The sequence below is a fragment of the Janthinobacterium sp. GW822-FHT07A03 genome, assembly GCF_058798815.1.
Map to the genome: position 1 here is coordinate 437122 of NZ_JBXAKW010000004.1, position 25696 is coordinate 462817.

14 protein-coding genes are annotated in these 25696 nt (G+C 61.7%); 4 read left to right on the top strand and 10 right to left on the bottom strand.

Translation table 11 applies throughout. The annotated features are described in order from the left end of the window. Window positions 1–192: 192 nt before the first annotated feature. Both glnE and AC1RJW_RS14270 read left to right on the top strand, forming a co-directional pair. The gene (gene glnE, locus AC1RJW_RS14265) at window positions 193–2946 is read left to right on the top strand and encodes a bifunctional [glutamate--ammonia ligase]-adenylyl-L-tyrosine phosphorylase/[glutamate--ammonia-ligase] adenylyltransferase (protein WP_493045486.1); all 2754 of its coding nucleotides are present in this window, start codon (window positions 193–195) and stop codon (window positions 2944–2946) included. Window positions 2947–2959: 13 nt separating this feature from the next. Continuing rightward, window positions 2960–3724 (top strand): YoaK family protein, encoded by a 765-nt coding sequence (locus AC1RJW_RS14270; RefSeq protein ID WP_493045487.1) that lies wholly within the window; start codon window positions 2960–2962, stop codon window positions 3722–3724. A 181-nt stretch (window positions 3725–3905) separates the two neighbouring features. On the opposite strand, the gene gap is transcribed toward AC1RJW_RS14270, so the two are convergent. Together gap and tkt are read right to left on the bottom strand one after the other, a co-directional pair. Beyond that, on the bottom strand, window positions 3906–4916 hold the full coding sequence (gap, locus tag AC1RJW_RS14275; protein WP_010395244.1) for a type I glyceraldehyde-3-phosphate dehydrogenase: 1011 nt from the start codon (window positions 4914–4916) through the stop codon (window positions 3906–3908). Window positions 4917–4994: 78 nt separating this feature from the next. Further along, the gene (tkt, locus tag AC1RJW_RS14280) at window positions 4995–6992 is read right to left on the bottom strand and encodes a transketolase (protein ID WP_493045488.1); all 1998 of its coding nucleotides are present in this window, start codon (window positions 6990–6992) and stop codon (window positions 4995–4997) included. A 188-nt stretch (window positions 6993–7180) separates the two neighbouring features. Here tkt and AC1RJW_RS14285 point away from each other — a divergent pair, with 188 nt between their 5' ends. Further along, window positions 7181–7906, top strand: coding sequence for a 16S rRNA (uracil(1498)-N(3))-methyltransferase (locus tag AC1RJW_RS14285; protein ID WP_493045489.1), 726 nt, complete (start codon window positions 7181–7183; stop codon window positions 7904–7906). 109 nt (window positions 7907–8015) lie between these two features. Here the strand turns inward: AC1RJW_RS14285 and AC1RJW_RS14290 are convergent, their stop codons facing one another. Then, window positions 8016–10796 (bottom strand): TonB-dependent receptor plug domain-containing protein, encoded by a 2781-nt coding sequence (locus AC1RJW_RS14290; protein ID WP_493045490.1) that lies wholly within the window; start codon window positions 10794–10796, stop codon window positions 8016–8018. 742 nt (window positions 10797–11538) lie between these two features. Then, a complete protein-coding gene (locus AC1RJW_RS14295; RefSeq protein ID WP_493045491.1) occupies window positions 11539–14409 on the bottom strand; it encodes a TonB-dependent receptor in 2871 nt (956 codons plus the stop codon). Between the two features lie 699 nt (window positions 14410–15108). Here AC1RJW_RS14295 and AC1RJW_RS14300 point away from each other — a divergent pair. Then, window positions 15109–16740 carry an NAD(P)/FAD-dependent oxidoreductase gene (locus AC1RJW_RS14300; RefSeq protein ID WP_493045492.1) on the top strand — a complete coding sequence of 544 codons (1632 nt, stop codon included), beginning with the start codon at window positions 15109–15111 and terminating at the stop codon, window positions 16738–16740. A 79-nt stretch (window positions 16741–16819) separates the two neighbouring features. On the opposite strand, the gene AC1RJW_RS14305 is transcribed toward AC1RJW_RS14300, so the two are convergent. The 6 genes from AC1RJW_RS14305 to AC1RJW_RS14330 all read right to left on the bottom strand — a co-directional run bounded on the left by AC1RJW_RS14305 (window position 16820) and on the right by AC1RJW_RS14330 (window position 25618). Continuing rightward, on the bottom strand, window positions 16820–19642 hold the full coding sequence (locus AC1RJW_RS14305; protein ID WP_493045493.1) for a TonB-dependent receptor plug domain-containing protein: 2823 nt from the start codon (window positions 19640–19642) through the stop codon (window positions 16820–16822). Between the two features lie 249 nt (window positions 19643–19891). Further along, window positions 19892–21265: an ATP-binding protein gene (locus AC1RJW_RS14310; protein ID WP_493045494.1), complete on the bottom strand. Its 1374-nt coding sequence runs from the start codon at window positions 21263–21265 to the stop codon at window positions 19892–19894. 134 nt (window positions 21266–21399) lie between these two features. Beyond that, window positions 21400–22365 carry a magnesium/cobalt transporter CorA gene (corA, locus tag AC1RJW_RS14315; protein ID WP_034760218.1) on the bottom strand — a complete coding sequence of 322 codons (966 nt, stop codon included), beginning with the start codon at window positions 22363–22365 and terminating at the stop codon, window positions 21400–21402. A 137-nt stretch (window positions 22366–22502) separates the two neighbouring features. Continuing rightward, the gene (ntrC, locus tag AC1RJW_RS14320; protein ID WP_409027137.1) at window positions 22503–23993 is read right to left on the bottom strand and encodes a nitrogen regulation protein NR(I); all 1491 of its coding nucleotides are present in this window, start codon (window positions 23991–23993) and stop codon (window positions 22503–22505) included. Window positions 23994–24041: 48 nt separating this feature from the next. Then, a complete protein-coding gene (gene glnL, locus AC1RJW_RS14325) occupies window positions 24042–25130 on the bottom strand; it encodes a nitrogen regulation protein NR(II) (RefSeq protein ID WP_436542441.1) in 1089 nt (362 codons plus the stop codon). A gap of 5 nt (window positions 25131–25135) precedes the next feature. After that, a complete protein-coding gene (locus AC1RJW_RS14330) occupies window positions 25136–25618 on the bottom strand; it encodes a DUF4124 domain-containing protein (protein WP_493045587.1) in 483 nt (160 codons plus the stop codon). Between the last annotated feature and the right edge of the window lie 78 nt (window positions 25619–25696).

Here is a 25696-nt window from a genome sequence, read left to right on the forward strand (position 1 = left end):
TCGTCTGCATTCGTGGTGCGCGCCTGCATCCTTGCGCTTGCGTCTGAGCAAAGCCTCCCTTACCATCGTTCGGAAGAGCACGCACTGCCGGCGGCTTAGCGCCAGCGGCACAATTTTACCGCATCCCCCGCCGTTCGCAGCCAAGTTAAACAAGAACATGCACGCAGCATCCACGAGACCCTTACCGATACCATGAGCACACAGCCTTTGATTTCCGCCTCCCGTTTCTACCAGCGCTGGCTGGACGCCGCCCCCGAGCGCGCCGCGCAGGTAGCGCAACTGGTGCGCGCGCCGCTGGACGGGCTCGACTTTGCCGCCGCGCTGGCCGGGCAGGCGAACGCCGCCACGCCGCCGCTGCCGCCCGAGCGGGCCATGCGCCGCCTGCGCAACCTGCTCGTGTGCGGCCTGATCGCGCGCGATCTTGGCGGCCAGGCGGACTTGAACGAAGTCGTCACGGCCATGACGGAGTTTGCCGATTTCGCCATCCGCACGCATGTGGACGCCATCATGGCCGAGATGGTGGCCCTGCACGGCATGCCCGTGGGCGAGGAATCGGGCGAGGAACAGGCCTTGATGGTGCTGGCGATGGGCAAGCAGGGCGGCGGCGAACTGAACGTCTCGTCGGATATCGACCTGATCTTTGTCTACCCGGAAGATGGCGACACGCAAGCAACCCAGCCGGGCCAGCGCAGCCTGTCGAATCACGAGTTTTTCATTCGCATGGGCAAGAAACTGATCGCTGCCCTGGCCGAGATCACGCAGGACGGTTTTACGTTCCGCGTGGACATGGCCTTGCGCCCGAACGGCAATTCGGGTCCGCTGGCCGCCAGCCTGGGCATGGTGGAGCAATACCTGATCGTGCAGGGCCGCGAATGGGAGCGCTACGCCTGGGTCAAGGCGCGCGCCGTGACGGGCAAGCCCGAGGATATCGCCGCGCTTGACGCCATCGTGCGGCCCTTCGTCTTTCGCCGCTACCTCGATTTCGGCGTCATCGACGCCATCCGCACCATGCACGGCCAGATCCGTGCCGAGGTCAACCGCCAGGAGCGGCTGCACCCGGACCGCAGCAACAACGTCAAGCTGGGCCGCGGCGGCATCCGCGAAATCGAATTCCTCGCGCAAGTGTTTCAATTGATACGCGGCGGGCGCGACGCTGAACTGCGCGAGCGTTCCACGCGCGCCACCCTGCGCACGGTGGCAGACAAGGGCTTGCTGGAACCGGCCATCGTGGAACAACTGCTCGCTTCCTACACTTTCTTGCGCAACCTGGAACACCGGCTGCAGTATCTTGACGATGCGCAAACCCACACCCTGCCCGCCAACGAGGCCGACCGTCTCACCGTGGCGCAGATGATGGGCTTGCCCGACACGCCCACCCTGCTGGCCCAGCTGGAAGCGCACCGCGTGTTTGTCGCCGGTCAATTTGACGAAATGTTCAGCGACAAGAGCAGCGGCACGCCGCCGGCCGACACGGGCATCGACCCGCAAACCTCGAACGACTGCGCCGCCTCGGACCAGCAGGAAGCCATCGAGGCGCGCTTTGCCGCCCTGGGTTTTCATGAGCCCACCGCCTGCGCGCGCCGTTTGCTGGCCACGTGGCAGGCGCCCCGGCTGCAGTCCCTGCCCGAGGCGAGCCGCACGCGCCTGGTGGCCCTCGTCAATTCCGCCCTGCCCCTGATCACCGATTGCTCCGTTTCCAACGGCAACGCCAGCCAGCTGGCCACCCTGGGCCGGCTGCTCGATTTCCTGGAAGCCATCGCGCGGCGCTCGGCCTATCTGTCGCTGCTGACGGAATACCCGCATACGCTCGAGCGCGTGGTGCGCATGGTGTGCGCCAGCGGCTGGGCCGCCACCTTCCTCACGCAGCACCCGATTTTGCTCGATGAACTGTTAGACGAGCGCATCCGCAACACGGTGCCCGATCCGGCCGCGCTGGCGCTGGACCTGCAGCGCCAGCTCGACGATGCCCCCGGCGACACGGAGCGGCAGATGGATATCCTGCGCGAAATGCACCACGCGCAGCTGTTCCAGTGCCTGGCGCAAGACCTGGCAGGCGACCTGAGCGTGGAAAAGCTGGCCGATTACCTGTCGCAGCTAGCCGACATCATCGTCGCGGCCACCGTGCAAGCCGTCTGGCAAACCTTGCCTGCACGCCACCGCGAGGTGCCGAAATTCGCCGTCATCGCGTATGGCAAGCTGGGCGGCAAGGAACTGGGCTATGTCTCGGACCTCGACGTCATCTTCCTGTTCGATGACGACGACCAGGACGCGCCCGGCCTGTACGCCAAGCTAGCGCAGCGTTTCATCACCTGGATGACCTCGCACACTTCGGCCGGCATCCTGTTCGACATCGACATCGCCCTGCGTCCCGACGGCGCCTCGGGCATGCTGGTTTCCAGCGTGCAGGCGTTCGAACGCTACCAGGGCAGCGCGGCCTGGGTATGGGAACACCAGGCGCTCACGCGCGCACGTTTCTGCGCCGGCGACGTCAGCATCGGCAAGCATTTCGAGCGCATCCGCGACACGATCTTGCGCAAGGAAAGGCCGGAAAACGGCCCGCTCAAGGGCGAAGTGGTGGCCATGCGCAAGAAAATGCTCGACGCGCATCCGCCCCGTCCCGGCAGTTTTGATCTGAAACAAGATCCGGGCGGCATGATCGACATCGAATTCATGGTGCAATACCTGGTGCTGCAGCATGCGGCGCAATATCCGCAGCTGACGGCCAATTCGGGCAATATCGCCCTGCTGCGCCTGTGCGGCGAACTGGGACTGATCGACGCCCAGCTGGCCGCCCTGGTCGCCGACGCCTACCGCGCACTGCGCAAGCTGCAGCACCAGCTGCGCCTGCAGGGGCAAGACCTGGCCCGGGTGGAACCGGAACGGGTGCGCGTGCATGCGGACAATGTCATGCGCCTGTGGCAAGCCATCTTCGGCGCCGCAGCCTGAGGCCGGGCCGGGCATGCCGCTCCATTACCTGTCCCGCCTGAGCGGATCGGCGCGCGATACGCAAGCCAATCTGCAGCTGGGCTGCGTGCTGGCGCTGGTGGCCGGCGCCGTGAATGCGGGCGGCTTTCTCGCCATCGGCGGCTATACCTCGCACATGACGGGCATCGTCTCGGGCATGGCGGATGACCTGGCGCTGGGCAACGTGACCGTGGCGCTAGCCGCGCTGGGCGCCTGGCTGGCCTTTGTCAGCGGCGCGGCCGTCACGGCCATCATGGTGAACTGGGGCAAGCGCCGCCGGCTGCACAGCCAGTTCGCCGCCAGCCTGCTGCTGGAGGCGGCGCTATTGCTGCTGTTCGGCCTGGCGGGCAATTACCTGGCGGCCATGCCCGACGTGCTGGGCCCCGTCACCATCCTGCTGCTGTGCTTTGTCATGGGTTTGCAAAACGCCATCATCACCAAGATTTCAGGCGCCGTCATCCGCACCACGCACGTGACGGGGCTGTCGACCGACATCGGCATCGAACTGGGCAAGATGGCGTATTACAACCGCAGGGAGTTGCCGGACCGCGTGGTGAAGGTCAACCGGGGCAAGCTGCGAACGCACAGCCTGCTGATCAGCTGCTTCTTCATCGGCGGCGTCAGCGGCGCATTGGCCTTCAAGCACATCGGCTTTCCCGCCGCCACCATCATCCTCGCCGGCGTGCTGACTTTACTGTCGGGCGTGCCCGTGCTGCGCGACCTGCGCGTCTTGTGGCGCTTTTACCGGCGCCGCCTGTAGGTACACCTAACAAAACCTACTGCGCGTCGCGCTTTGCGGCCGGCGATGCTCACCGTACTAAAGTACGGTTGCGCTTCTCGGCCACAAATCACTGCCGCTCGCTACGGTTTTGTTAGGCGTCGCTAATTCACGAATGAAAAAAAACGCCCCGAAGGGCGTTTTTTCTTATGCGGTCACAAAATTACTTGGCCGACATCAGTGCAACGGTGGTGTCGAGCATGCGGTTCGAGAAACCCCACTCGTTGTCGTACCACGACGATACTTTCACCAGGCGGCCCGAGACCTTGGTCAGGGTCGAATCGAAGTTCGACGAAGCCGGGTTGTGGTTGAAGTCGATCGAGACCAGCGGTTCGGTCTGGTACGTCAGGATGCCTTCCAGGGCGCCTTCCGACGCTGCTTTCATCAGCGCGTTGACTTCTTCCACCGTGGTGTCGCGCTTGGCGATGAAGGACAGGTCGACCAGCGACACGTTGATCGTCGGCACGCGGATGGCGAAGCCGTCCAGCTTGCCATTCAGCTCAGGCAGCACCAGGCCCACGGCGGCAGCGGCGCCCGTCTTGGTCGGGATCATGCTCATGGTGGCCGAACGGGCGCGGCGCAGGTCTTCATGCATCACGTCGGACAGCACCTGGTCGTTGGTGTAGGCGTGCACGGTGGTCATCAGGCCCGTTTCGATGCCGATGGCGTCGTTCAGCGGCTTGACCAGCGGTGCCAGGCAGTTGGTGGTGCACGAAGCGTTCGAGATGACGGTGTCGGTCGATTTCAGTACCGAGTGGTTCACGCCGAACACGACGGTCGCATCGACGTCCTTGCCGCCTGGTGCCGAAATGATGACTTTTTTCGCGCCGCCCTTCAAGTGAGCCGAAGCTTTCTCTTTGGTGGTGAAGAAGCCCGTGCACTCCAGCACGACGTCCACGCCCAGCTCGCCCCATGGGATTTCAGCCGGGTTGCGCTGTGCGAACACGCGGATCGGATCGCCATTGACGATCATGTTGTCGCCTTCGACGGTGACCGTGCCCGGGAACTTGCCGTGTGCGGTGTCGTAGCGGGTCAGGTGGGCGTTCGATTTGGCATCGCCCAGGTCGTTGATGGCAACGATCTGGATATCCTGTTTCTTGCCGCCTTCGTAGAAAGCGCGCAACACATTACGGCCGATGCGGCCGTAGCCGTTGATTGCAACTTTGATCGTCATACTCTGCTCCTGATTAAAAAAAAAGGTATCAGCACAGCCCCCCGGCACTACCTTGCCGGGGTCTGCTCAAAATCAATATTAGCCAGCGATAACGGCTTTAACCTTGGCTACGACGTTCTCGACCGTGAAGCCGAAATGCTTGAACAGCACGCCAGCCGGCGCCGATTCGCCGAACGTGTCGATACCGACCACGGCGCCTTCCAGGCCCACGTATTTGTACCAGAAGCTGGTCACGCCCGCTTCGATGGCCACGCGCGGCACGCCCTTCGTCAGCACGCTGGCCTTGTAGGCGGCGTCCTGGCGGTCATACACGTCGGTCGACGGCATCGACACGACGCGCACGTTGATGCCTTCCGAGGCCAGCGCGCTGGCGGCGGCGACAGCCAGTTCCACTTCGGAACCGGTGGCGATCAGGATCGCCTTGGCGTCGGCCACGTCGTTCAGCACATAGCCGCCGCGGAAGATGTTCTCGATCTGTTCGGCGCTACGCTCCTGGTACGGCAGGTTCTGGCGCGAGAAGATCAGGGTCGACGGGCCATCCTTGCGGCGCACGGCGGCGCCCCAGGCGGCAGCCGACTCGACGGTGTCGCACGGACGCCAGTTGTCCAGGTTCGGGATCAAGCGCATCGACGAGACGTGCTCGACCGATTGATGCGTCGGGCCGTCTTCGCCCAGGCCGATCGAATCGTGGGTAAACACGAAGATCGAACGCAGCTTCATCAGGGCGGCCATGCGCAGCGCATTGCGGCTGTAGTCGGAGAACGTCAGGAACGTGGCGCCGAACGGGATGTAGCCGCCGTGCAGAGTGATGCCGTTCATGATGGCGCTCATGCCGAATTCGCGCACGCCATAGTTGATGTGGTTGCCAGGCTGGCCCGAACGCACGGCTACGCACTCTTTCCAGTTGGTCAGGTTCGAACCGGTCAGGTCGGCCGAGCCGCCCAGGAATTCCGGTAGCGACGAAGCCAGTGCCTGGATGGCGTTCTGGCTGGCCTTGCGGGTAGCGATGTTTTCTTTTTTCTCGACGCAGGACGCGATGGCGGCGCTCAGGGCCGCTTCGAATGCCTGTGGCAGTTCGCCTTGCATGCGGCGGGTCAGTTCAGCGGCTTGCTGCGGGAATTCGCGGGTGTAGGCGGCGAAGCGCTCGTTCCAGTCCGCTTCCAGCAGGGCGCCCTGTTTCTTGGCATCCCAGGCAGCGTACACGTCGGCCGGCATCTCGAACGGTGCGGCATCCCAGCCGATGTATTCGCGCACGGCAGCGATTTCCTTGTCGCCCAGCGCGGCGCCGTGGACCTTGTCGCCGCCTTGCAGGTTCGGCGAACCCTTGCCGATGATGGTCTTGCAGCAGATCAAGGTTGGCTTGCTGGCCGTCTTGGCGGCGGCGATGGCGGCAGCGACGGCGGCCACGTCATGGCCGTCGACGGCACGGATGACGTTCCAGCCGTATGCTTCGAAGCGGGCCGGGGTATCGTCCGTGAACCAGCCTTCGACCTTGCCGTCGATGGAAATGCCGTTGTCATCGTACAGGGCGATCAGTTTATTCAGGCCCAGGGTGCCGGCCAGCGCGCACACTTCGTGCGAAATACCTTCCATCAGGCAACCATCGCCGACGAAGGCGTAGGTGTAGTGGTTGACGATGTCGTAGCCTGGCTTGTTGAATTCAGCGGCCAGCAATTGCTCCGACAGGGCCATGCCGACGGCGTTGGCGATACCCTGGCCCAGCGGGCCGGTGGTCGTTTCCACGCCGGGCGTGACATCGACTTCCGGGTGGCCCGGGGTTTTCGAATGCATCTGGCGGAAGGCCTTGATGTCCTCCATCGACAGGTCGTAGCCCGTCAGGTGCAGCAGCGCGTAGTGCAGCATCGAGCCGTGGCCGTTGGACAACAGGAAACGGTCGCGGTTCTGCCATTTCGGGTTCGCGGGATTGTGGCGATAGTGACCACTCCACAGGGCAACTGCGATCTCGGCCATGCCCATCGGCATGCCTGGATGGCCGGAGTTGGCCTTTTGTACAGCGTCCATTGCCAGTGCGCGGATCGCATTGGCCATTTTGGTAGTCGGGAGCGTAGTTGTCATGATGGTGTGGGTCAGTCGCGAGTTTGGGATTCGTTTGCAACAGCGCGGACAGGGAAGCCGGCTGCTTTCTGTAGTCAACTATTTTACCAGACTGGGGGGGCCGCAAATTAGAATTACGGCGTACTGGCCCGCCAAATGGCTATACTTTGACGTCTTTCCACCCCACTTACCCCCCGTTGAGGATTTGCATGCCGCGTTTTTTCTGCCCCCAGCCGCTCGTCGCCGGCGCCACCGTCTCCCTGCCGGAGGCTGTCGCCCACCATATCCAGGTCGTGCGCCTGGCGCCGGGCGACGTCATCACCCTGTTCAATGGCGAAGGCGGCGAAGTGCAGGCGAGCCTGGTGGCGGTCGCCAAGCGCAGCGTGACGGCGCAAATCCAGGCGCACGTGGCGCGCGAGGCGGAACTGCCGTATGCCGTGACCCTGGCGCAGGCGTTGCCGGAAGCGTCGAAAATGGACTGGATCATCGAAAAAGCCATCGAGCTGGGCGCGGCCGGCATCGTGCCGCTGGCGGCGCAGCGCTGCGTGGTGCGCCTGTCAAGCGAACGGGCCGAGAAGAAACTTGCGCATTGGCAAGCGATCATCGTTTCCGCATCGGAACAATGCGGACGCAACCGCCTGGCGCAGCTGGCGCCGTTGCAAGACTTCAATAGCTGGAGCAGCCAGCAAGATTTGCATAAACGCATCATCTTGACACCGCGCGCGGAGCAGTCGCTGGCCGACTGGGCGCGTCACCAGCCGCCGCAGGCGATCACCGTGATGGTGGGGCCGGAAGGCGGATTTTCGGACGCGGAAGAAAAGGCGGCCCTGGCCGCCGGCGCCATCGGCCTGTCCATGGGCCCGCGCATCCTGCGCACGGAAACGGCAGGCCTGACGGCGCTGGCCACCCTGGGCGCCTTGTGGGGCGGGATGTAAATAAAAAAACGCAGTGCGGTTTCCCGCACTGCGCCAGTGACGCGGCGTAGCAGCTACGTCACGCCAGATCAGCTGGACAGCCCGTGTTGGCGCCGTCCAGCCTGTCTAATCAGAACGTGTACTCGGCACCCAGTTTCAGGGTGCGTGGACGCAGCACGTAGCCGTCACGCACGTTGATTGGACGCTGTTCATCGAAGACGTTGTTGATATTCGCCAGCAAACGCAGGTTTTTGAAGCCCGTGTACGCGAAGTTCAGATCGGTACGCACATCGCTTCCTACGCGGCATGGCAGGTCGTCGGTTTTCAACGCAGCGCGGCAACCAGCCTCGCCCCAGCGCCCTTCATCCGTCTCGCTGTTGTTCAATGCCGTTCCCGACTTGTAGTTGACGCGCACGCCAGCCGTGATCGGGCCTTTGCGCCATGCCGTGCTGAATACCGACACGACACGCGGGTTGCCACGCAAGCCGATGGTGTTTGGACGGTATTGGTTGGCATCGATGTCCCAGTAACGCAGTTTCAGGGCGACAGTGGTCGCCAGGCCCATCGTCACGGTACCATATTCGCCGGCGGAGAAACGGCCGTTCACGTCGATGTCCACGCCTTGGGTATCGGTCTTGCCGAAGTTTTCATAGCCCAGGAACAGCGATTGAATGGTACCAACACCCCAAGCAATGTTCGCGCCTGGCGACAGTTCGTTGGCACGCGCTGCCAGACGACGATCGGTGTCGCTGATCGGATTACGCGCCAATTTTTCAGCGTAGCCGGGAACATCTTCGCGGGCCAGCACATACGGGACGTCGCGCGTGGAGATCTCGTCCCGGCGTTCGATCTTGAAGTAGTCGACCGCGACGCTGACGTTCTTGATCGGTTCTGCCACGAAGCCCAGCGTCAGACTGCGCGAGGTTTCCGGTTTCAAGGTCGCGCTCGACGAAATCATGGCAGGGACCGATACCAGGCAACCCGAGTTGTAGGCGGTAGCCGAATCGGAAACGTCGTTGGCATTCCCTCTTTTCAGGATATCGCGGATCGCGGTTGCGGTATCGCAACGTTTTGGATCAAGTTCGCCATTGTAAAAACCGGTCACGCCCACTTTACCCAGTGTTTCCGGGATATTCGGAGCGCGGAATCCACCGGCTATCGTACCGCGCAACATCAGCTTCGGCGATACCGTCCAGCGCGCAGCAAGTTTAGGCGACACGTGGGCCGAGAAGCCTGGCGCCTTGTCCATGCGCAATGCACCGTTCAACTCCAAGCCTTTCAGCACGGGCGCGTTCAGTTCCAGGTAGGCCGCGCTCAGGTTGCGCTGACCATCGATCCACAGGGAACCCGTATTGATGATTTCGGCATTCATCACGCTGTCGACCGACTTGATGTACATCTTTTCTTGACGCAATTCAGCGCCAAAAGCGAACGCCAATTGACCGCCAGGCAAGGCCATCAGGTCACCGGTCAGCTTGGCGTCGACGAAGTTGGTCGACAGGTTGGAATCGGTACCGGCGACTGGGAACATGCGGTTCAGCAATTCATCGCTGTTGCCGCCACCCAACTTGTACTCGCCGCTGACAATCGCGGCAGGCAGGCGGTCACGGTGGGCGCCACGGTTGCGCAGCGTACCCTCGCCGCCGGTACGGCCGATGGTGGCTTCCCAGTCATAGGTGCCGATCGTGCCTTCCAGGCCAGCCATGACGCGGTACTGCGTCGCTTTTGCCGGCGATTTCCAATCCAGGTTGGAATCCATGAAGCGATAGTCGAGGCCAACCGGGAAGTTATACGGATTGTAGGCGGAATTGGCCGGCAATTTAGGCTTCTGTACGGTTTGCGATTGCTTTTTGTTGCCGTCGAACCAGGTCCACGGCGAACCGGCAGCCATGCCGAATGGCAATGGCGAGTAATCGGTGCGGGTATCCGAATACGACACTTCGGCGAAACCGCGCGTGGTGTCGCTGAGCTTGAAGTGCAATGCGCTGTACAGATTGACGCGTTCGGCGCCATCCGACACCGGGTTAATGCCGTTCAAATCACTGACGCACAGGCCGGAAGCATTGAAAGTGGTACAACCCTTGACCGCTTGACGCACCTTGCGGCCGCTTTCGTTCAGGTTGCCCGGGAACGAAGTCAGGCTGGGATCGCCGAAGGCGGTAGAAACATATTTTTTGTGCCATTCAGGATACTCGCGCAGCACCTTGCTGAGCTTGTAGCCTTCGCGCTTATAGCCTTCGACGTTGAAGAAAACGTTGTAGCGGTCTTTTTCCAGATCGCCATAGCCAGCCAGCAGGCCAACCGTCGTTTGCTTGCCGATGTTAGGGTCGATGCCCTGCTGATAGTTGGCGCTGGTGCTGACGCCCTGGAAGCTCTTGCGGGTGATGATATTGATCACGCCAGCCAGGGCATCGGAACCGTAGATCGCGGAAGCGCCGTCCTTGAGCACCTCGACGCGGTCGATCACGTCGGCAGGAATGGAATCGAGGTTGACAAAGGTATCTTTGGCGCCATCGGCGAACGGATAATTGGAAACGCGACGGCCATTGACCAGCACCAGGGTGGCGCCGGTGCCCAGGCCACGCATCGATGCGCCGGACGCACCGCGCGCAAAACTGGTGGAGTTGCCGTCATCCTTGATCGCGCCCGTGTCGAACGAGGTCAGCGTATCGAGAATCTGGCGCACGGTATTGGCGCCGGTAGCCTTGATTTCATCGCGGCGCAATACGGTCACCGGCGAGGCAGTCTCGCTATCCAGGCGCTTGATGTTCGAACCAGTCACTTCCACACGTTGCATCACCGGCTCTGCGGCAGCTCCCGTGTTTTGTGCGTGGGCGGAGGTAGCAATGGCGCTCAAAGCAAAAAACACCGCCTTACTAATAGGGCTTAATTTTGGTTTACTCAGCATCATGTTTTAGCAGTCTCAACTTGTAATTTTAATGAACACCAGGCAACTGGATCACAGCAGCTCATGTGGCACTTTTTTGTATCAAAATTTTTGACACAAGTAAGTATCTGTAACAGAAAAAATATTGTCAATTAACATAGTCGAATCCTTAATGGATTGAAGAAAAAACAGTCAAATATTTTTTTTCTGTTGTTTTTTAACATTGGAATTTGGCAATATTTGTCTTTCCTTCGCTATTTCTGCCGCCTCGAGCGGACAACACAGGCCTGCCGCAGCGACGTCGCTCCGGCCGTTTTTCAGCGGCCGGCGAAGGCCATTTCTCCAATGAAAAGACACTGAAAAACGCTGGTACGGGACACCGTCTTGCGCATCGCAATCTCGCCAAGACAATTGCAAAAAAGAAATGAATTGATTTAAAACAATATTTTTAATGGATAACAGGGAAACTATCGAAATGAAATACTGTCCCTGCCCGGCTTTCCGTCAAATATCAATGCTTGCAGGATGAATTGTTAAATCGGCTGCCCGCCGCAAGCGGGCGACGCCAGATACGCGGGGCAAGGCACGGCCACCTTGCAGCGACATGGCTGAACACGAGGCCAGGAGACGGTCCGCGCATGGTGGCAAGATGGCGAGGATGGCCGAAGGAGAAATACGAACAAAAAAAGGGCGGGATGACTTTTCAGTCATCCCGCCCTTTCGAAGAACGGAGCGGCATTGCTGCCGCGATGTTCGCCTTACTATATTAGAACGTGTATGCCAGTCCCAGGCTGAAGAAGCGGCCAACAGCGCCCGCTTGATGCAGCGATGCGTTGTACGAAGTCTGCACGCCCGAATTGCCGTAGGTAGCGACGTCGATAGGTGGAGCCTTGTCGAACACGTTCAGGATCGTACCTTTCAGGGTCAGGTTCGGCGACAGCTTGTACTGCACGTTCAGGTTCGTCACGGTGAACGAAGGTACGTGGCAGTATTGGCTAGGCTGAACCAGGCCGGCAAAGTAGTTGCGGCCGCCAGCGTCGACACCGGTCGAATCGCAGCTGGTGGCATCCACGGATGGATCCAGCGTCGAGAACGAACTGGTGTAGTTCATGCTCGCGGTGACGTCCAGCGGACCACGGGTCCAGTTCAGCGAGAACTGGGCGCGATCTTTCGGATTGCCCGTTGCGCCGCCCACGCCCGACGGGCCCTGGGTACCGGCCAGCTGGTAGCTGACACCATTCACGCTCTGGGTGTAATCGAAGGTATGCGCTGCGCTCAGATCGGCGCGCAGCGTGCCCAGCTCACCCGGCAGACGGAAACGGTAGTTGACGGATGCTTCGATACCGCTGGTGGTGGTTTCACCCGCATTGATGTAACCGGACGTTGCGTACAGGATCGGGCCAACCGGCGACAGCACCGACTTGGTCGTGCCATCGGCTTGCACGGTGTCCATCTGGACCGGCGCGCCGCGAACGAAAGCCGGCACGTAGTTAGGATCGCTGGTTGCGGCGCTGACGATCTGGTTGTTCAGCGTGATCTTGTAGTAATCCAGCGTTGCGCCCAGGCCAGGGACCGGCGCCAGGACGATACCCAGGTCAAACGACTTGGATTTTTCCGGCGACAGATTCTTGGAAGTTTGCTGGACAAACACCGGAGTGAAAGCACAGAAAACTGGCACGCTGCCGACGGCGGTTTTGCTGCCGGTTGGGCACAGGACCGGATCCTTGATCGCGTGGTACTGGAAGAACGAACCGGCACTGCCCGACTCGGCCGGGTTTGGCGCGCGGAAGCCGCGGGCGAAGTTACCGCGCACGGCGAACTGCTTCGTCGGCGTCCACTTGATGTTGGCGGCCGGGGTGAACGAATTGCCGTAGGTGTCGAAGTGGTCATAACGACCGGACACGCCCAGTTCCACGTTCTTGATCGGCGTTGCCTGCAACTCGGCGAAGACCGCCGTATTGGTTTCCGAACCGAACACGAAAGGCGAGGTACTGCCGACCTGGCCGTTTTCGGTCAGCGACGACGGTGGTGCATTCCATTCACGCTTGTGATAGTGCAAACCAGCTGCCAGGACCAGAGGACCGGCGCCCAGTTGCATCAGTTCGCGGCTGGCCGTCGCGTCCAGGTAGTTCAGCTTCGAATCGTTCGTATTCGAGAACGTCGGCGACACGGCAGCGATCTGCTGTGGCGTGTTGCCACCAAGAACGTTGAACGTGCCAGCTTTCAGGGCATTGTACAAAGCGTTGCGGTCGACGTAACCGCTGTAGTCGATGGCGACCTTGGACTCGGTCACGCCGCCAGCGGCGCGAATATCCCAGCCGAAAGCACTGCCGCTCAGGTCCGCCGCGAAGCGGGTAGCCGTGGCGGTATTGGCCGAAGTCTGCGAAGCAGCCGTACCCGGGATGTAACCGTACAGGCGGGCAGCGCCAGGCAAGGTATTGGTGATGCCTGCGCCGACGGCAGCGCCAGGAGCGAACGTGGTGGACGAAATGGCGCCGACGGCAGGACGCAAGGTGCCATCCGGGCTCAGTGCGTTGTTGCCGGCGAAGCTGGCGGTCGAGAAGACCGGCGGCACGCCGCGGTTATTCGTGCTGTCGCGCTTGAAGAACGAGCCTTTGAGGCCCAGTTCCCAATCGCCGCCCAGCTTTTTGGTCACGCCAACGAGAACGTTGATGTTATCGACTTGTGGCTGGATGAAGGACGAATTGTCGGTCACTGCGCACTGACCTGCACGGTACTTGGCGAAGTTGCAGTTCGCATCGAGGAACGTGAAGTTGGCTGCATTGTTGGCGCCGCCTGCACCGCTCGGGTTATACAGGAAAGGCGAGCTGCCCTGCGTCAGGAAGCTGTTCAGCGCGGTTGGCACGCCCAGGGTCAGGTCGTTACCGCCACGGCCACGCCAGTCGCGGTTAGCCCAGTCATTGTTGGCGCGGTCGGCGATCTTGATGGCGCCCTGATGGCGCCACTCGGCAGTAGCGAAGATGTTGTAACCATCGGTATCCAGATCACCAAAGCCGGTGCTCAGGGACGCGCGCTGGGTTGCGCCACCGCCGTGCTGAGTCTTGCCGGCTTCAGCAGCGAAACGGGTGCCCTGGAAGCTTTTCTTCAATTTGATGTTGACCACGCCGGCCACGGCATCCGAGCCATACAGCGACGATGCGCCGGCCTTCAGGATCTCGATGCTGTCGATGGCGTCGAGCGGAATGTTCGAGACGTCGACGAAGGAGCGTTGCGAGTCATCGCCGAGGGCGTATGGGGCCACGCGATGGCCGTCGAGCAATACCAGCGTCGCGCCCACGGTCAGGCCGCGCAGCGAAATACCGGAAGCGCCGTTGGCGAAGGCGCCGCTGAAACCGGTGCCCAGGGTACCAGCGCCGTTGGAGGCCAGGTCGCTCAGCAGTTCAGCGATCGAGGTTTTACCGCTGCGCTGGATGTCCTGCGCAGTGACCACTTGTACTGGCGTGGCGGTTTCGGTATCAGCGCGGCTGATCATCGAACCAGTCACAATGACCCGTTGCACAGGCTCACTTGCGGCTGCTTGTTGCGCCATTGCCGGGGCAATGGCGGCGACGGAGAATGCGCCACTTGCAATGACTTGCAAGATCGCAACTGGCATAGGTTTGATACGTAACTTCATGTAAAAAACTCCTTCTGGGCATGTGCCTGAATTTTTTTGAGGAAACCCCTGGGTAAAGGTTTTCCTGATAAATGTGTCCACACGTTACAAATGTGACGCAGCCATTACATGGAACCATATGGCACGGAGCGATGTCAATTTATTAGGCGAGGGCAATAGCTTTAAAACAACAGGATAATTTCTACAATCACGTTTTACGCCATAGCTTATTCGGAAATAGTGCGTGAACTATCCAAATTAGTGCGCAGCTGCCCTTTTTTGGTGCAATGATATTTACCTTGCAATGCAGCAAAAAACTAATGGTATTTTTACAAAACACTGTTACAACTTTGCATGAAATCACGCTTCTTTACCTGCCTTAACACTTGGTAAAAAAAACCGTTTCCCCCTGTCCCAGTGCGATTGTGCAAATGCAGCAAATGGAAAATTGGCGAGGCCCGTGCGCGGCGCCCTGACGGCGCCGGCGGCGGCCCTGCCGGAATGTTGTTTTTTGGCAGCATCTACATGGCGATGCGCCGCCGGCCGGGCTCTGCAGCCTTCGCCAGCACGGCGTTTCCCGCACCCGGCCGCTACCCGGCAGGGGCGCCACAGGCAATACATTGCCTGCTGGAAGGAGTAAAATGCCGCCTTGCGCCGCGCCATGCGCCGGCTGCCCACTCTCCGCTAGATACGGAGCCCTGCACTTTTCGGATAGACATCATGCTGCGACTCAACGAAGTAAAACTCCCCCTCGAACACGACGAAGCCGCCCTGCCGGCCGCCATCCTGGCCCGCCTCGGCATTGCCGCGGAGGAACTGCTCGGCTTTACCGTCTTCAAGCGCAGCTACGACGCACGCAAGCGCAGCGCCGTGGTGTTGATTTATTCACTGCATGTGGAGGTCAAGAATGAAGCGGCCGTGCTGGCGCGCCTGGGCCACGATATCCACCTGATGCCCGCGCCCGACACCGACTATAAATTCGTCGCCGGCGGCGAGCAGTTGGCCGGCCACAGCAATGAACCGCGCCCCATCGTCATCGGCACGGGCCCCTGCGGCCTGTTCGTGGCGCTGATCCTGGCGCAGATGGGCTTGCGCCCCCTCATCCTGGAACGGGGCAAGCAGGTACGCGAACGCACGGTTGACACCTTCGGCTTCTGGCGCAAGCGCGAACTGAACCCGGAATCGAACGTGCAGTTCGGCGAAGGCGGCGCCGGTACCTTCTCCGACGGCAAGCTGTACAGCCAGATCAAGGACCCCAAGCACTACGGCCGCAAGGTGCTGACGGAATTCGTCAAGGCGGGCGCGCCCGAAGAAATCATGTATGTGAGCAAGCCGCATATCGGCACTTTCCGCCTGGTCAAGATGGTGGAAGAAATGCGCGCGAATATCGAACAGCTGGGCGGCGAATACCGCTTCAGCAGCAAGGTGGTCGATCTCGACATCGAGCCAGGCGCCGACGGCGGCCAGGTGCGCGGCGTGGTGCTGGACAATGGCGAAACCATCGCCAGCAACCACGTCGTGCTGGCCATCGGCCACAGCGCGCGCGACACCTTCGAAATGCTGCACAAGCGCGGCGTGTACATCGAAGCCAAGCCGTTCTCGATCGGTTTCCGCGTGGAACACCCGCAATCCTTGATCGACAGCTGCCGCTTCGGCCCCAGCGCCGGCCACCCGATCCTGGGCGCGGCCGACTACAAGCTCGTGCACCACGCCAGCAATGGCCGCTCCGTCTACAGCTTCTGCATGTGCCCGGGCGGCACGGTGGTGGCTGCCGCCTCGGAACCGGGGCGTCTGGTGACGAACGGCATGAGCCAGTACTCGCGCAACGAGCGCAACGCCAACAGCGCCATCGTCGTCGGCATCACGCCCGCCGACTACCCGGGCGACCCGCTGGCCGGCATCGCCCTGCAGCGCGAACTGGAAGAGCGCGCGTTCGTCCTCGGTGGCGGTAACTACGATGCACCAGGACAATTGGTCGGCGACTTCGTGGCTGGCCGCGCCTCGACGGAATTCGGCAGCGTCGTGCCATCCTACAAGCCGGCCGTGCACCTGACCGACCTGGCGCCATCCTTGCCCGAATACGCGATCACGGCCCTGCGCGAAGCCTTCCCGGCGTTCAACAAGCAGATCAAGGGCTACTACAAGGCCGACGCCGTGCTGACGGGCGTGGAAACGCGCACCTCGTCGCCGATCCGCATCAAGCGACGCGACGACGACCTGCAAAGCCTGAATACGCGGGGACTGTTCCCCGCCGGCGAAGGCGCCGGCTATGCGGGCGGCATCCTGTCGGCGGCCGTCGACGGCATCAAGGTGGCAGAAGCGGTGGCCCTGTCGATGGCGGCGCGCCGCTAGGGCGTGCCCTCCCCGCCCTGCGGCGGGACGAAAAAAAACCGGCACTGAGTGCCGGTTTTTTTATGCCTGCTGCCCCTGCTTAAAACTTGTACGAGGCATTCAGGTAGCCGGTACGGCCACGTGGGTCATAGTAGCGGTCGTCATAGCCGAATTGCTGGCCACGGTTCGCGCCGGACGTCGATGGCACGAATGGCGGGCTCTTGTCGGTCAGGTTCAGCACGCCGGCGGTGAGGACCCAGCTCTTGCTTGGCGTCCACACCGTCTGCCAGTCGAGGGTCGAATAGAAACCCACCTGCATGCGGATCTTTTCCTGGCCCGTCACGGCGCCGGAGGCATCAAGCACGTCGACCGACGTTTCCTGGTCCTTGTAGCCGGACAGGAAGTTGACCGTCAGCGAATTGGCCCAGTTGCCCGTTTTCAGAGTATTCGTCCACTGGCCGCGCGTGCGGAAGGTGACAGTACCGAGCTCGGCGAAGTTACCCAGCGCAGAATAATACTTGCCGTTGCGTTCCAGCTGGATATCCTCGCGCAGCATTTGCGTCGCGTTCAGCTGCGAGGTGAACAGGCCGATACCGGAGCGGTAACGGGCGCTGATATCGATATCGACGCCGGTGGCAAACGACTTGCCCAAGTTCTGGTTGTCGGCCAGGAAGGCCAGGTAGGTAGTGCCGGTGCCCACGTCCTTGTTGACGCCCCAGGATTTCGGGAAGTTGGCCGGATTGGCGAACACCAGCTGCTCGGTCAGCTGACCGAAGGAGTCGCGGATTTGTACATGCCACAGATCGGCGCCCAGGGTGATCGCGCTGAACGGCTCATAACGGAAGCCCAGCGTGGCCTGTTTCGACTTCTCCGGCTGCAAGTTGCGGTTGCCGCCTGCCAACTGGTCGTACTGGTGATTGCCTGGCTGGCATTGCGCGTTGAGGCGCGTGGCGATGGCTTGCAGGGCCGGCGTACACGTGTAATTGTCGCTGGTCACGCCATAGCCGCGTTGCAGGGCGTTGACCTGTGGCACCGTTGGCGCATGGAAACCATTACCGACGGAGCCGCGGATCAGCAAGGTGGGCGCCGGTGTCCACTTGAAGCTGGCCTTGGCCGTGGTGGCGCCGCCAAAGTCCGAGAAGTCATCGAAACGCAGCGCGGCGCCCAGTTCCAGCTCTTTCAGCACGGGCGCGATGACTTCGCCAAAAATACCCTTCGACGTACGGCTGGCGCTGTACGGCTGGCTGCTGGCCGCATCGCCGAAACGCTGGTCGCACTCCAGGCCCGTCGTGCCGCCGCACAAGGTGCCTTTTACCGGGTCGGCCAGGATGCCTTGCGCAAACGGGCTCGGCTTGGCCGAGAATTCCTCGCGGTTGATGTTGGCGCCCATGCCCAGCATCATCGCGCCGCCCGCCAGGCGCCGCAGCTCCGTCGAACCATTCAAATTGATGGTTTGCAGGCGCGAGGTACCGCCATCCCAGTAGCCTGAGAAAGTGGCGTTCTTGATGGCCTCCTGTGCCGCCGTGGACTGTTTGCCCGGACCGACGAAGGGGTCGAGCAAGCCGCTCGACGTGAGGTTGTTGACGGCAATCGCACCAGGATAGCCGGAAATACTACCTTTTACGCGGCTTTCCGAGAAGTTGTACGAGGCGTTGTAATCCCAGCCGGCAGCGATGCCGCGCGTACCGACCACCACGCTGGCGAAGTCGGCCGTATCTTTCGAGGTACGCTGGCCCATGTCGAACAGCCGGTAAAAAGCCGTGCTGTCGCCAGTAATGCCGATTGGCAATAAATACTTGTCATGCAGCGGCGTGCCCGCATCGACGGCGATGGCGCCAGGCACGGGGGCGATACGCGAGGTTTGCTTGGTGCGCGACAACAGCACGTCCGCATACAGTTCGTGGCCGGCAACCTTGAACGTGCCCGAGGCCATGAAGTTGTCGCGCTTGCGTTCCGGATAGATTTCCAGGTCCTTGACGAAATCATAACCGCAGTAATCATTCAACCGCGGGGTGCCGTCCGGGTCTGCATACGGTTCCAGCACGCGGAAAGTCTTGGCGGGGCAGGAGCCGGTGGTTTTTTGATATGGACTGATCAGCTGGCCATTGTCATCGACGGCGTTGGCGGGAATCGGGCTGACCGAGGACTGCTGCTTCTGATAGCGCTTGCCGTTGGCGGAGAATTGCACCTTGCCCGTGCTGGCGAACGAGCGGTCGACCGAAGCGAGCTTGTCGCGCTCGTCGTGGCCAAAGGTCAGCACCACGTTGTAGCCATCCTCGTCCAGGTTGCCAAAGCCCTTGGTGGCGCTGATACGTTTCTCACGCGCACCGTTTTTGGGCGCGGAATAGCCGATGCTCACGTCACCCATCGTTGTATCGTGCTTGGTAATGAAGTTGACCACGCCGGCGATGGCGTCGGCGCCGTACAGGGCGGATGCGCCATCGGTCAGCAGTTCCACCCGTTCGATTGCCGAGATGGGAATCGAATTCAAGTCGAAACCGGCGGCGAAACCGGTCAGCGTCTGGCCGCCGAACTGGGCCAGGCGCTTGCCGTTCAGCAAGACGAGCGTACGCGTCTCACCCACGTTATGCACGGAAATACCGGAGAAACCGAAGGTGCTGCCGCCGACCGAGGAGCTTTCGCTGGTGGCGCCCTGTGCGGAAGAGAGTTTCTTGACCAGATCGGTGACCGAGGTGGCACCCGAGGTGCGGATGGCTTCGGCGGTCAGGACGGTGACCGGCAAAGCGCCTTCGGCGGCGATACGCTTGATCGACGAGCCGGTGACCTCCACGCGCTGTATCTGCGCGTCGGCGCCCTGCGCATCTTGAGCCACCGCAGACTGCGAGGCAACGGACAAGGCCGCTGCCATGCCACCGGCGCAGACAATGCGAACGGCGCGGGAGATGACGGTTTCTTTAAGCATGACGGACCCTTTTCATTTATACGTTATATAAACAGCAGATCTGCTACCGGGACTGCAATCGCAATACGATGCCGTCACAATGGCGAACTCCAGTCGACTGAAAGTTAACTAGACAACTACATAGAATCACGGGGACATTCTTGGTGTCAACAGAACTCACGACGCGTATAGCATGCACACAACATTATGAAAATAAAAACAGAAATCAGGGTACGGATTCCACCAAAGATGGAACCAGCGCAGGTTCCGTCAGTGGACCAGCGGCAGCCTGATTTGTATATGACAGCCGGGAGTGCAGTCGATGGCGCACACCTGGCCACCCAGTTGCTGCACGATGGTGTAGACGATGTGCATGCCCAGGCCGGAGCCGCCCTGGCCCCGCTTGGTGGTGAAGAACGGTTCAAACATGTGTTCGCGCACGGCCGGCGCCAGGCCGATACCGTCGTCGGAAAATTCCAGCAGCAGCCAGCGCAAGGCCGCGTCATCCTCGTCCGCCTCGATGCGCGCGCGGATCGTGATGCGCCCCGGGCCGCCTTGCGGATAGCCATGGCGGGCGCTGTTCATCAGCAGGTTCGACAGGATTTGCGACAGCTTGCCGGCCGCCAGGCGCACCTGGCAATCGGGCGCGATATCGAGTTCCACGCCCAGCGCCGCCTTGCGCAGTTCCGGACTGTGCGCCGACACCAGGCCGTGCACGTAGTCGTGCAGCGCCAGGTCGGCCACGTACTCGCTGACCTGGTCCACGGCCAGCTGCTTGAAATTGCCGATCAGGTCGGCGGCGCGCGCGAGGTTGCGCTCGATCAATGCCGCCGCGCCTTTGAGGGATTCGGCAATGTCGATCAGTTCGGCACGGCTGACCTTGGCGCCGCCCAGCAGCTGCACCAGCTGGTCGGCATAGCTGCCCATGCTCGACGCGGCCGTCAGCGCCACGCCGATGGGCGTGTTGACTTCATGCGACACGCCCGCCACCAGCGAACCGAGGGCCGCCATCTGTTCCTGCTCGATCAGGTTGGCCTGCGCCGCCAGCAGCGACTCGGTGCGCACGCGCACGATTTCTTCCAGCTGCTGCGTGCGCTCCTGATGCTGCAGCTCGGCCGCGCCGCGCGCCGAGAAGATCGACAACAGCAACAGCGCCAGCAAGCGCTTGTTTTCATCGATGGGACGCGTGTCGATGGCCGACAGGATGCCCAGGGTCTTGCCATCGGTATCGATCAGCGGCATGCCGACATAGCTTTCCGCATGCATGTCGACGAGCAGGGTATCGAGTGGAAAGCGACGCTGGATATCGCTGCCGTGAAAACACATGCTCTGGCAGGTCACGTCCTGGCAAGGCGTGTGCTGCAGGCTATATTCGATGTTCGGCTGGTAGCCGTCGCCGCCCCACAGGGCCAGGGTGCGGATGCCTTCGCTGCCGTCGTCCATGCGCACCAGGCGCCCGGCGATCACATAGTGCACGTCGAGCGCTTCGGCCAGGTCCTTGACGAGGATGCGCAGGAAGTCGTCGCCACGGGCGTGCGCCGTCGAGGCGGTGATCGAGCGCAGGGCCGCCTCCGCCAGGGTGCGCCGCTGCTCGGGATCGAACAGGGGTTCTTGCGAATTCACATCGAACAACGGAATACTCATGAATGCTCCTGCGCGGCACGGGAAGCGCAGGCAAAGCTGCCGGCGCGGCGATCCTCAGCAAAGGCCCGAGTCAACGGACTTGCCGCGATTGTACCCCTGGCTATTGTTTAATAATACAGATACACAGGAAATTTTTATAGCCAGCCGGAACGCTTGAACAAGTAATACATATAACCGCAGACACAGCTCATCACTGCCACGGCGGCCGGATAGCCATAATGCCAGTCCAGTTCCGGCATGAACTTGAAATTCATGCCCCAGATGCCGGCAAACGCGGTAAACACGGCGAAAATGGCGGCCCAGGCCGCCAATTGCTTGTTCACTTCGCTCTCGTCGATGGCCACCATCGACAGATTCACCTGGATGGCCGTGCTGATCGTATCGCGGATGGTATCGAGCGTGCCGTTGATGCGCGCCAGGTGATCGTGCACGTCGCGGAAATACTCCTGGGTATCGTGGCACAGCGGCGGCACGCGCCCGCCGTGCAGCTTGCCCACCGCTTCCATCAGGGGCGCCACCACGTGGCGCAAGACCATGACCTTGCGTTTCAATTGATACAGCCGCTCGATATTGTCGCGCTCGGTACCACGGTCGAAGATGCGGTCCTCGATCAGTTCCAGCTCCGATTCCAGCGCGTCGAGCACGGGAAAGTAACGGTCGACGACGGCGTCCATCAGCGCGTACAGCACGAAGGCCGAGCCCTGGCGCAGCAGATGCGGTTCGCGCTCGGCACGCGCGCGCACGCCGAGGAAACCTTGCGAGCTGTTGCTGCGCGACGACAGCACGTAATTGGCGCCGACAAAGATGTCGACTTCGCCCAGCACCAGTTCATTCTCGACCATTTCCACGGTTTTCACGACGGCAAACAGGGAATCGCCGTATTCCTCGATCTTCGGGCGCTGGTGGCCCCGCTGCGCGTCTTCCACCGCCAGTTCGTGCAGGCAAAACTCGTGCTGCATCTGTTTCAGCTCGTCCGGCGTGGCGTCGAGCAGGGCCACCCAGACGAAGCAATCGGGGCGCTCGACGTAATCGCTGATATCGTCGATCGGCAAGTCGGCCAGTTTTTTGCCATCCTGGTAGGCCACGCAGTTTATGAGCATACAGTTCCACAATCAAATGAAGACCGGACGAAACAGTCCGGCAGGCGTCAGCTTACCTTATCGCCTGCTGTGGGTGTTGTAGCGTGCAAAGAACACCGCAAGAAAAAACGGACGGGGGAGCCCCGCCCGGCAATACGTCAATCGTCCTTGGCGCCGTCGATGCCCAGTTCCGAGATCTTGCGGGTGATGGTGTTGCGGCCGATGCCCAGGCGCACGGCGGCGTCGTTCTTGCGCCCGTGCGTATGCTTGAGCGCCGTCTTGATCAGGGCCGATTCGAATTGGCGCCCCAGCACGGCCATGACTTCCTGCTGTCCCGCGCCCAGCATGCCGGCCGCCTGCAATTCCAGCAAGCCGATCCAGCCCGGCGGCGCGCCGTTGGCGGGCGCGGCCGCTTCGAACACCTGGCCGCCTTGCTGGTGAGCAACAGCTGGCGATGCAGTCTCGCCCGCCGCCGCGGTGGCAGCGCCATCACCCTGCCCCTGCGTCAATTCCAGCGGCAAGTCCTTGATTTCCACCGTCTGGCCCGGCGCCATCACGGTGATCCAGTTGCACAGGTTTTCCAGCTGGCGCACATTGCCAGGCAAATCGAGGCTGCTGAGGAACTGCATCGTCGGCTCGCTCATGCGCTTGGCTTCCACGCCCAGCTGGCGCGCGCTTTGCACCAGGAAGTGGCGCACCAGAATGGGGATATCCTCGCGCCGCTCCCGCAAACTGGGCAGGCGCAGGCGGATCACGTTCAGGCGGTGATACAAGTCTTCGCGGAACAGGCCGTCGCGCACGCGCTGCTCCAGGTTCTGGTGCGTGGCCGTAATCACGCGCACGTTCGCCTTCATGGGCTGGTGCCCGCCGACACGGTAGAAATGCCCGTCGGACAGCACGCGCAGCAAGCGCGTCTGCAGGTCAAACGGCATATCGCCGATTTCATCGAGGAACAGGGTGCCATTCTCGGCTTGTTCGAAGCGGCCCCGGCGCGTCGTCTGCGCGCCCGTAAACGCCCCCCGCTCATGGCCGAACAGTTCCGATTCCAGCAAATCCTTCGGGATGGCCGCCGTGTTCAGGGCGATGAACGGCTGCGCCGCGCGCGGGCTGTGCTTGTGCAGCGCGCGCGCCACGAGTTCCTTGCCGGAACCGGATTCGCCCGTGATGAGCACCGTCACGTTCGATTGCGACAGCCGGCCGATGGCGCGGAAGACTTCCTGCATGGCCGGCGCCTGGCCGAGGATTTCCGGCGTTTCCGACGGGCCGGACTCGACGCTGGTCTCGCGCAGGCTTTCTTCCAGCGCGCGGCGGATCAGCTCGACGGCCTTGTCGATGTCGAAGGGCTTGGCCAGGTATTCGAAGGCGCCGCCCTGGAAGGCCGCGACGGCCGAATCGAGGTCGGAAAAGGCCGTAATAATGATGACCGGCAAGCCGGGAAAGCGCGACTTAACCGTCTGCAACAATTCCAGGCCGGATGCGCCCGGCATGCGGATATCGGACACGAGCACTTGCGGCGTGTCAAATTCCAGGGCGGCGATGGCGTCGCGCGCATTGGCAAAACTCTTGGTGGCGAGATTTTCCCGCGCCAGGGCTTTTTCCAGCACCCAGCGGATTGATTCGTCGTCGTCAACTATCCAGATTGGCTTCATTAGTGTGTGCGTCCCGCAATGGATTTCATGGGTGGGATACTTCCTCGCTTATGGCAAGGGGAGAACGATCCTGAAATCGGTGTATCCAGGCCGGCTTTCGCACTCGATCACGCCCAGGTGCTGTTGCACGAAGGTTTGCGCCAAGGTCAGTCCCAGTCCGCTGCCGCCTTCCCTGCCCGACACCAGCGGGTAGAAAATCCGGTCGCGGATCTGGGGTGCGATGCCCGGTCCATTGTCAATGATATGCAAGTCTAATGCCAGGTTGTAGCGGACCTTGGCCAGGGTCACTTGGCGCGCCACGCGCGTCTTGAAAATCAGCTCAGCATCGCCCGCTTCGATGCGCTCGGCCAAGGCTTGCGCCGCGTTATGGGCAATGTTGAGCACGGTCTGTATCAATTGTTCCTTGTCGCCGCGAAACTCGGGGATCGAAGCGTCGTAATCGCGCGAAATGGTCAGGCCGCTGGGAAACTCGGCCAGGATCAGGCTGCGGACCCGTTCGCACACTTCGTGGATATTCACGTCGCCCACGATGTGCGGGCGGCGGTGCGGCGCCAGCAGGCGGTCGACCAGCGTCTGCAGGCGGTCCGCTTCCTTGATGATGACTTGCGTGTATTCGCGCAGCTCGCTCAGGTGCAGGGCCGGCAATTCCAGTTCCAGCAGCTGGGCCGCGCCGCGGATGCCGCCCAACGGGTTCTTGATTTCATGCGCCAGGTTGCGGATCAGCTCCTTGTTGACCTGGCTCTGGTCGAGGATGCGCTCCTCGCGGTCGAGTTTTAATTGCTGCACGTTTTCGCGCAGCTCGATAAGCACGCCGTCGCTAGGCGCGTCGAGCGCGCTGACAATGCTGTGCACGCGCAGCGGCTCGCGCCCCAGGCGTTCCAGGCTCAGGTCCTGGCGCAAATCGGAAAATTTATGTTCGAGCGCCTGCGCGCAGATGCCGGCCAGCTCGTCGGGATTCAGGAACAGCGCCGTCAGTTTTTGCCGCGACAGAGCCTTTAATGAGCTTTCCAGCAGGTTTTCCGCCGCCGCGTTGGCATAGCTGATGCGGCCGTCGCCGTCGAGCAGGATCACGGCCGAGGCCAGCAAATCAAGGCCGGCCAGGTGGGCCGGGCGGCTGGAATGGTTGTCTAGTGTCATGTGCTTTACCGAATATTCGCGATCTCGCGTTTCAGGGCCTCGACGTTCTGCTGCGTCCGGCTGATGTTGTCCTTCAGTTGCGCCACCCGTTCCTGGTATTTCGCATAGTTACGCTCGTTGCCCTGGCGCTCAGGTTGTCCGCCGTTAAATTCGAGGCGCTGCGCCGCCAGTTTCTGCTCTTCGCTGCGCAATTCGTCCTGCAGGATCTGGCGCCGGTCCAGGTCGCGCGCGCGCTGTTCGGCGCCATCGACCTTGGGAAACGCGCCGGCGGCCGGCGCCGGTGTCCCGGCCGCCTGCATGGCGGGCCGGGCAGGCGCGCCGGCCAGCGGCCCCGTCTTGCGGGGCGGCTCCGTCAGGGCGCCCGGCAAATCGAGCAGCTGGCAATGCGCGCCAGCCCGCTTGTCCGTGTACGTCTTGTGTCCTTGCGCATCGGCGCACACATACAACTGCCCGTGCGCCTGTGCCGCCGCGCCCAGCAATCCTGCCATCAGCGCCATTCTGTAATGCTTGGTCAATCTCTACTCCTGTCGGCACATGCCGCATCGTTCCTGGGCCGACTATACAAC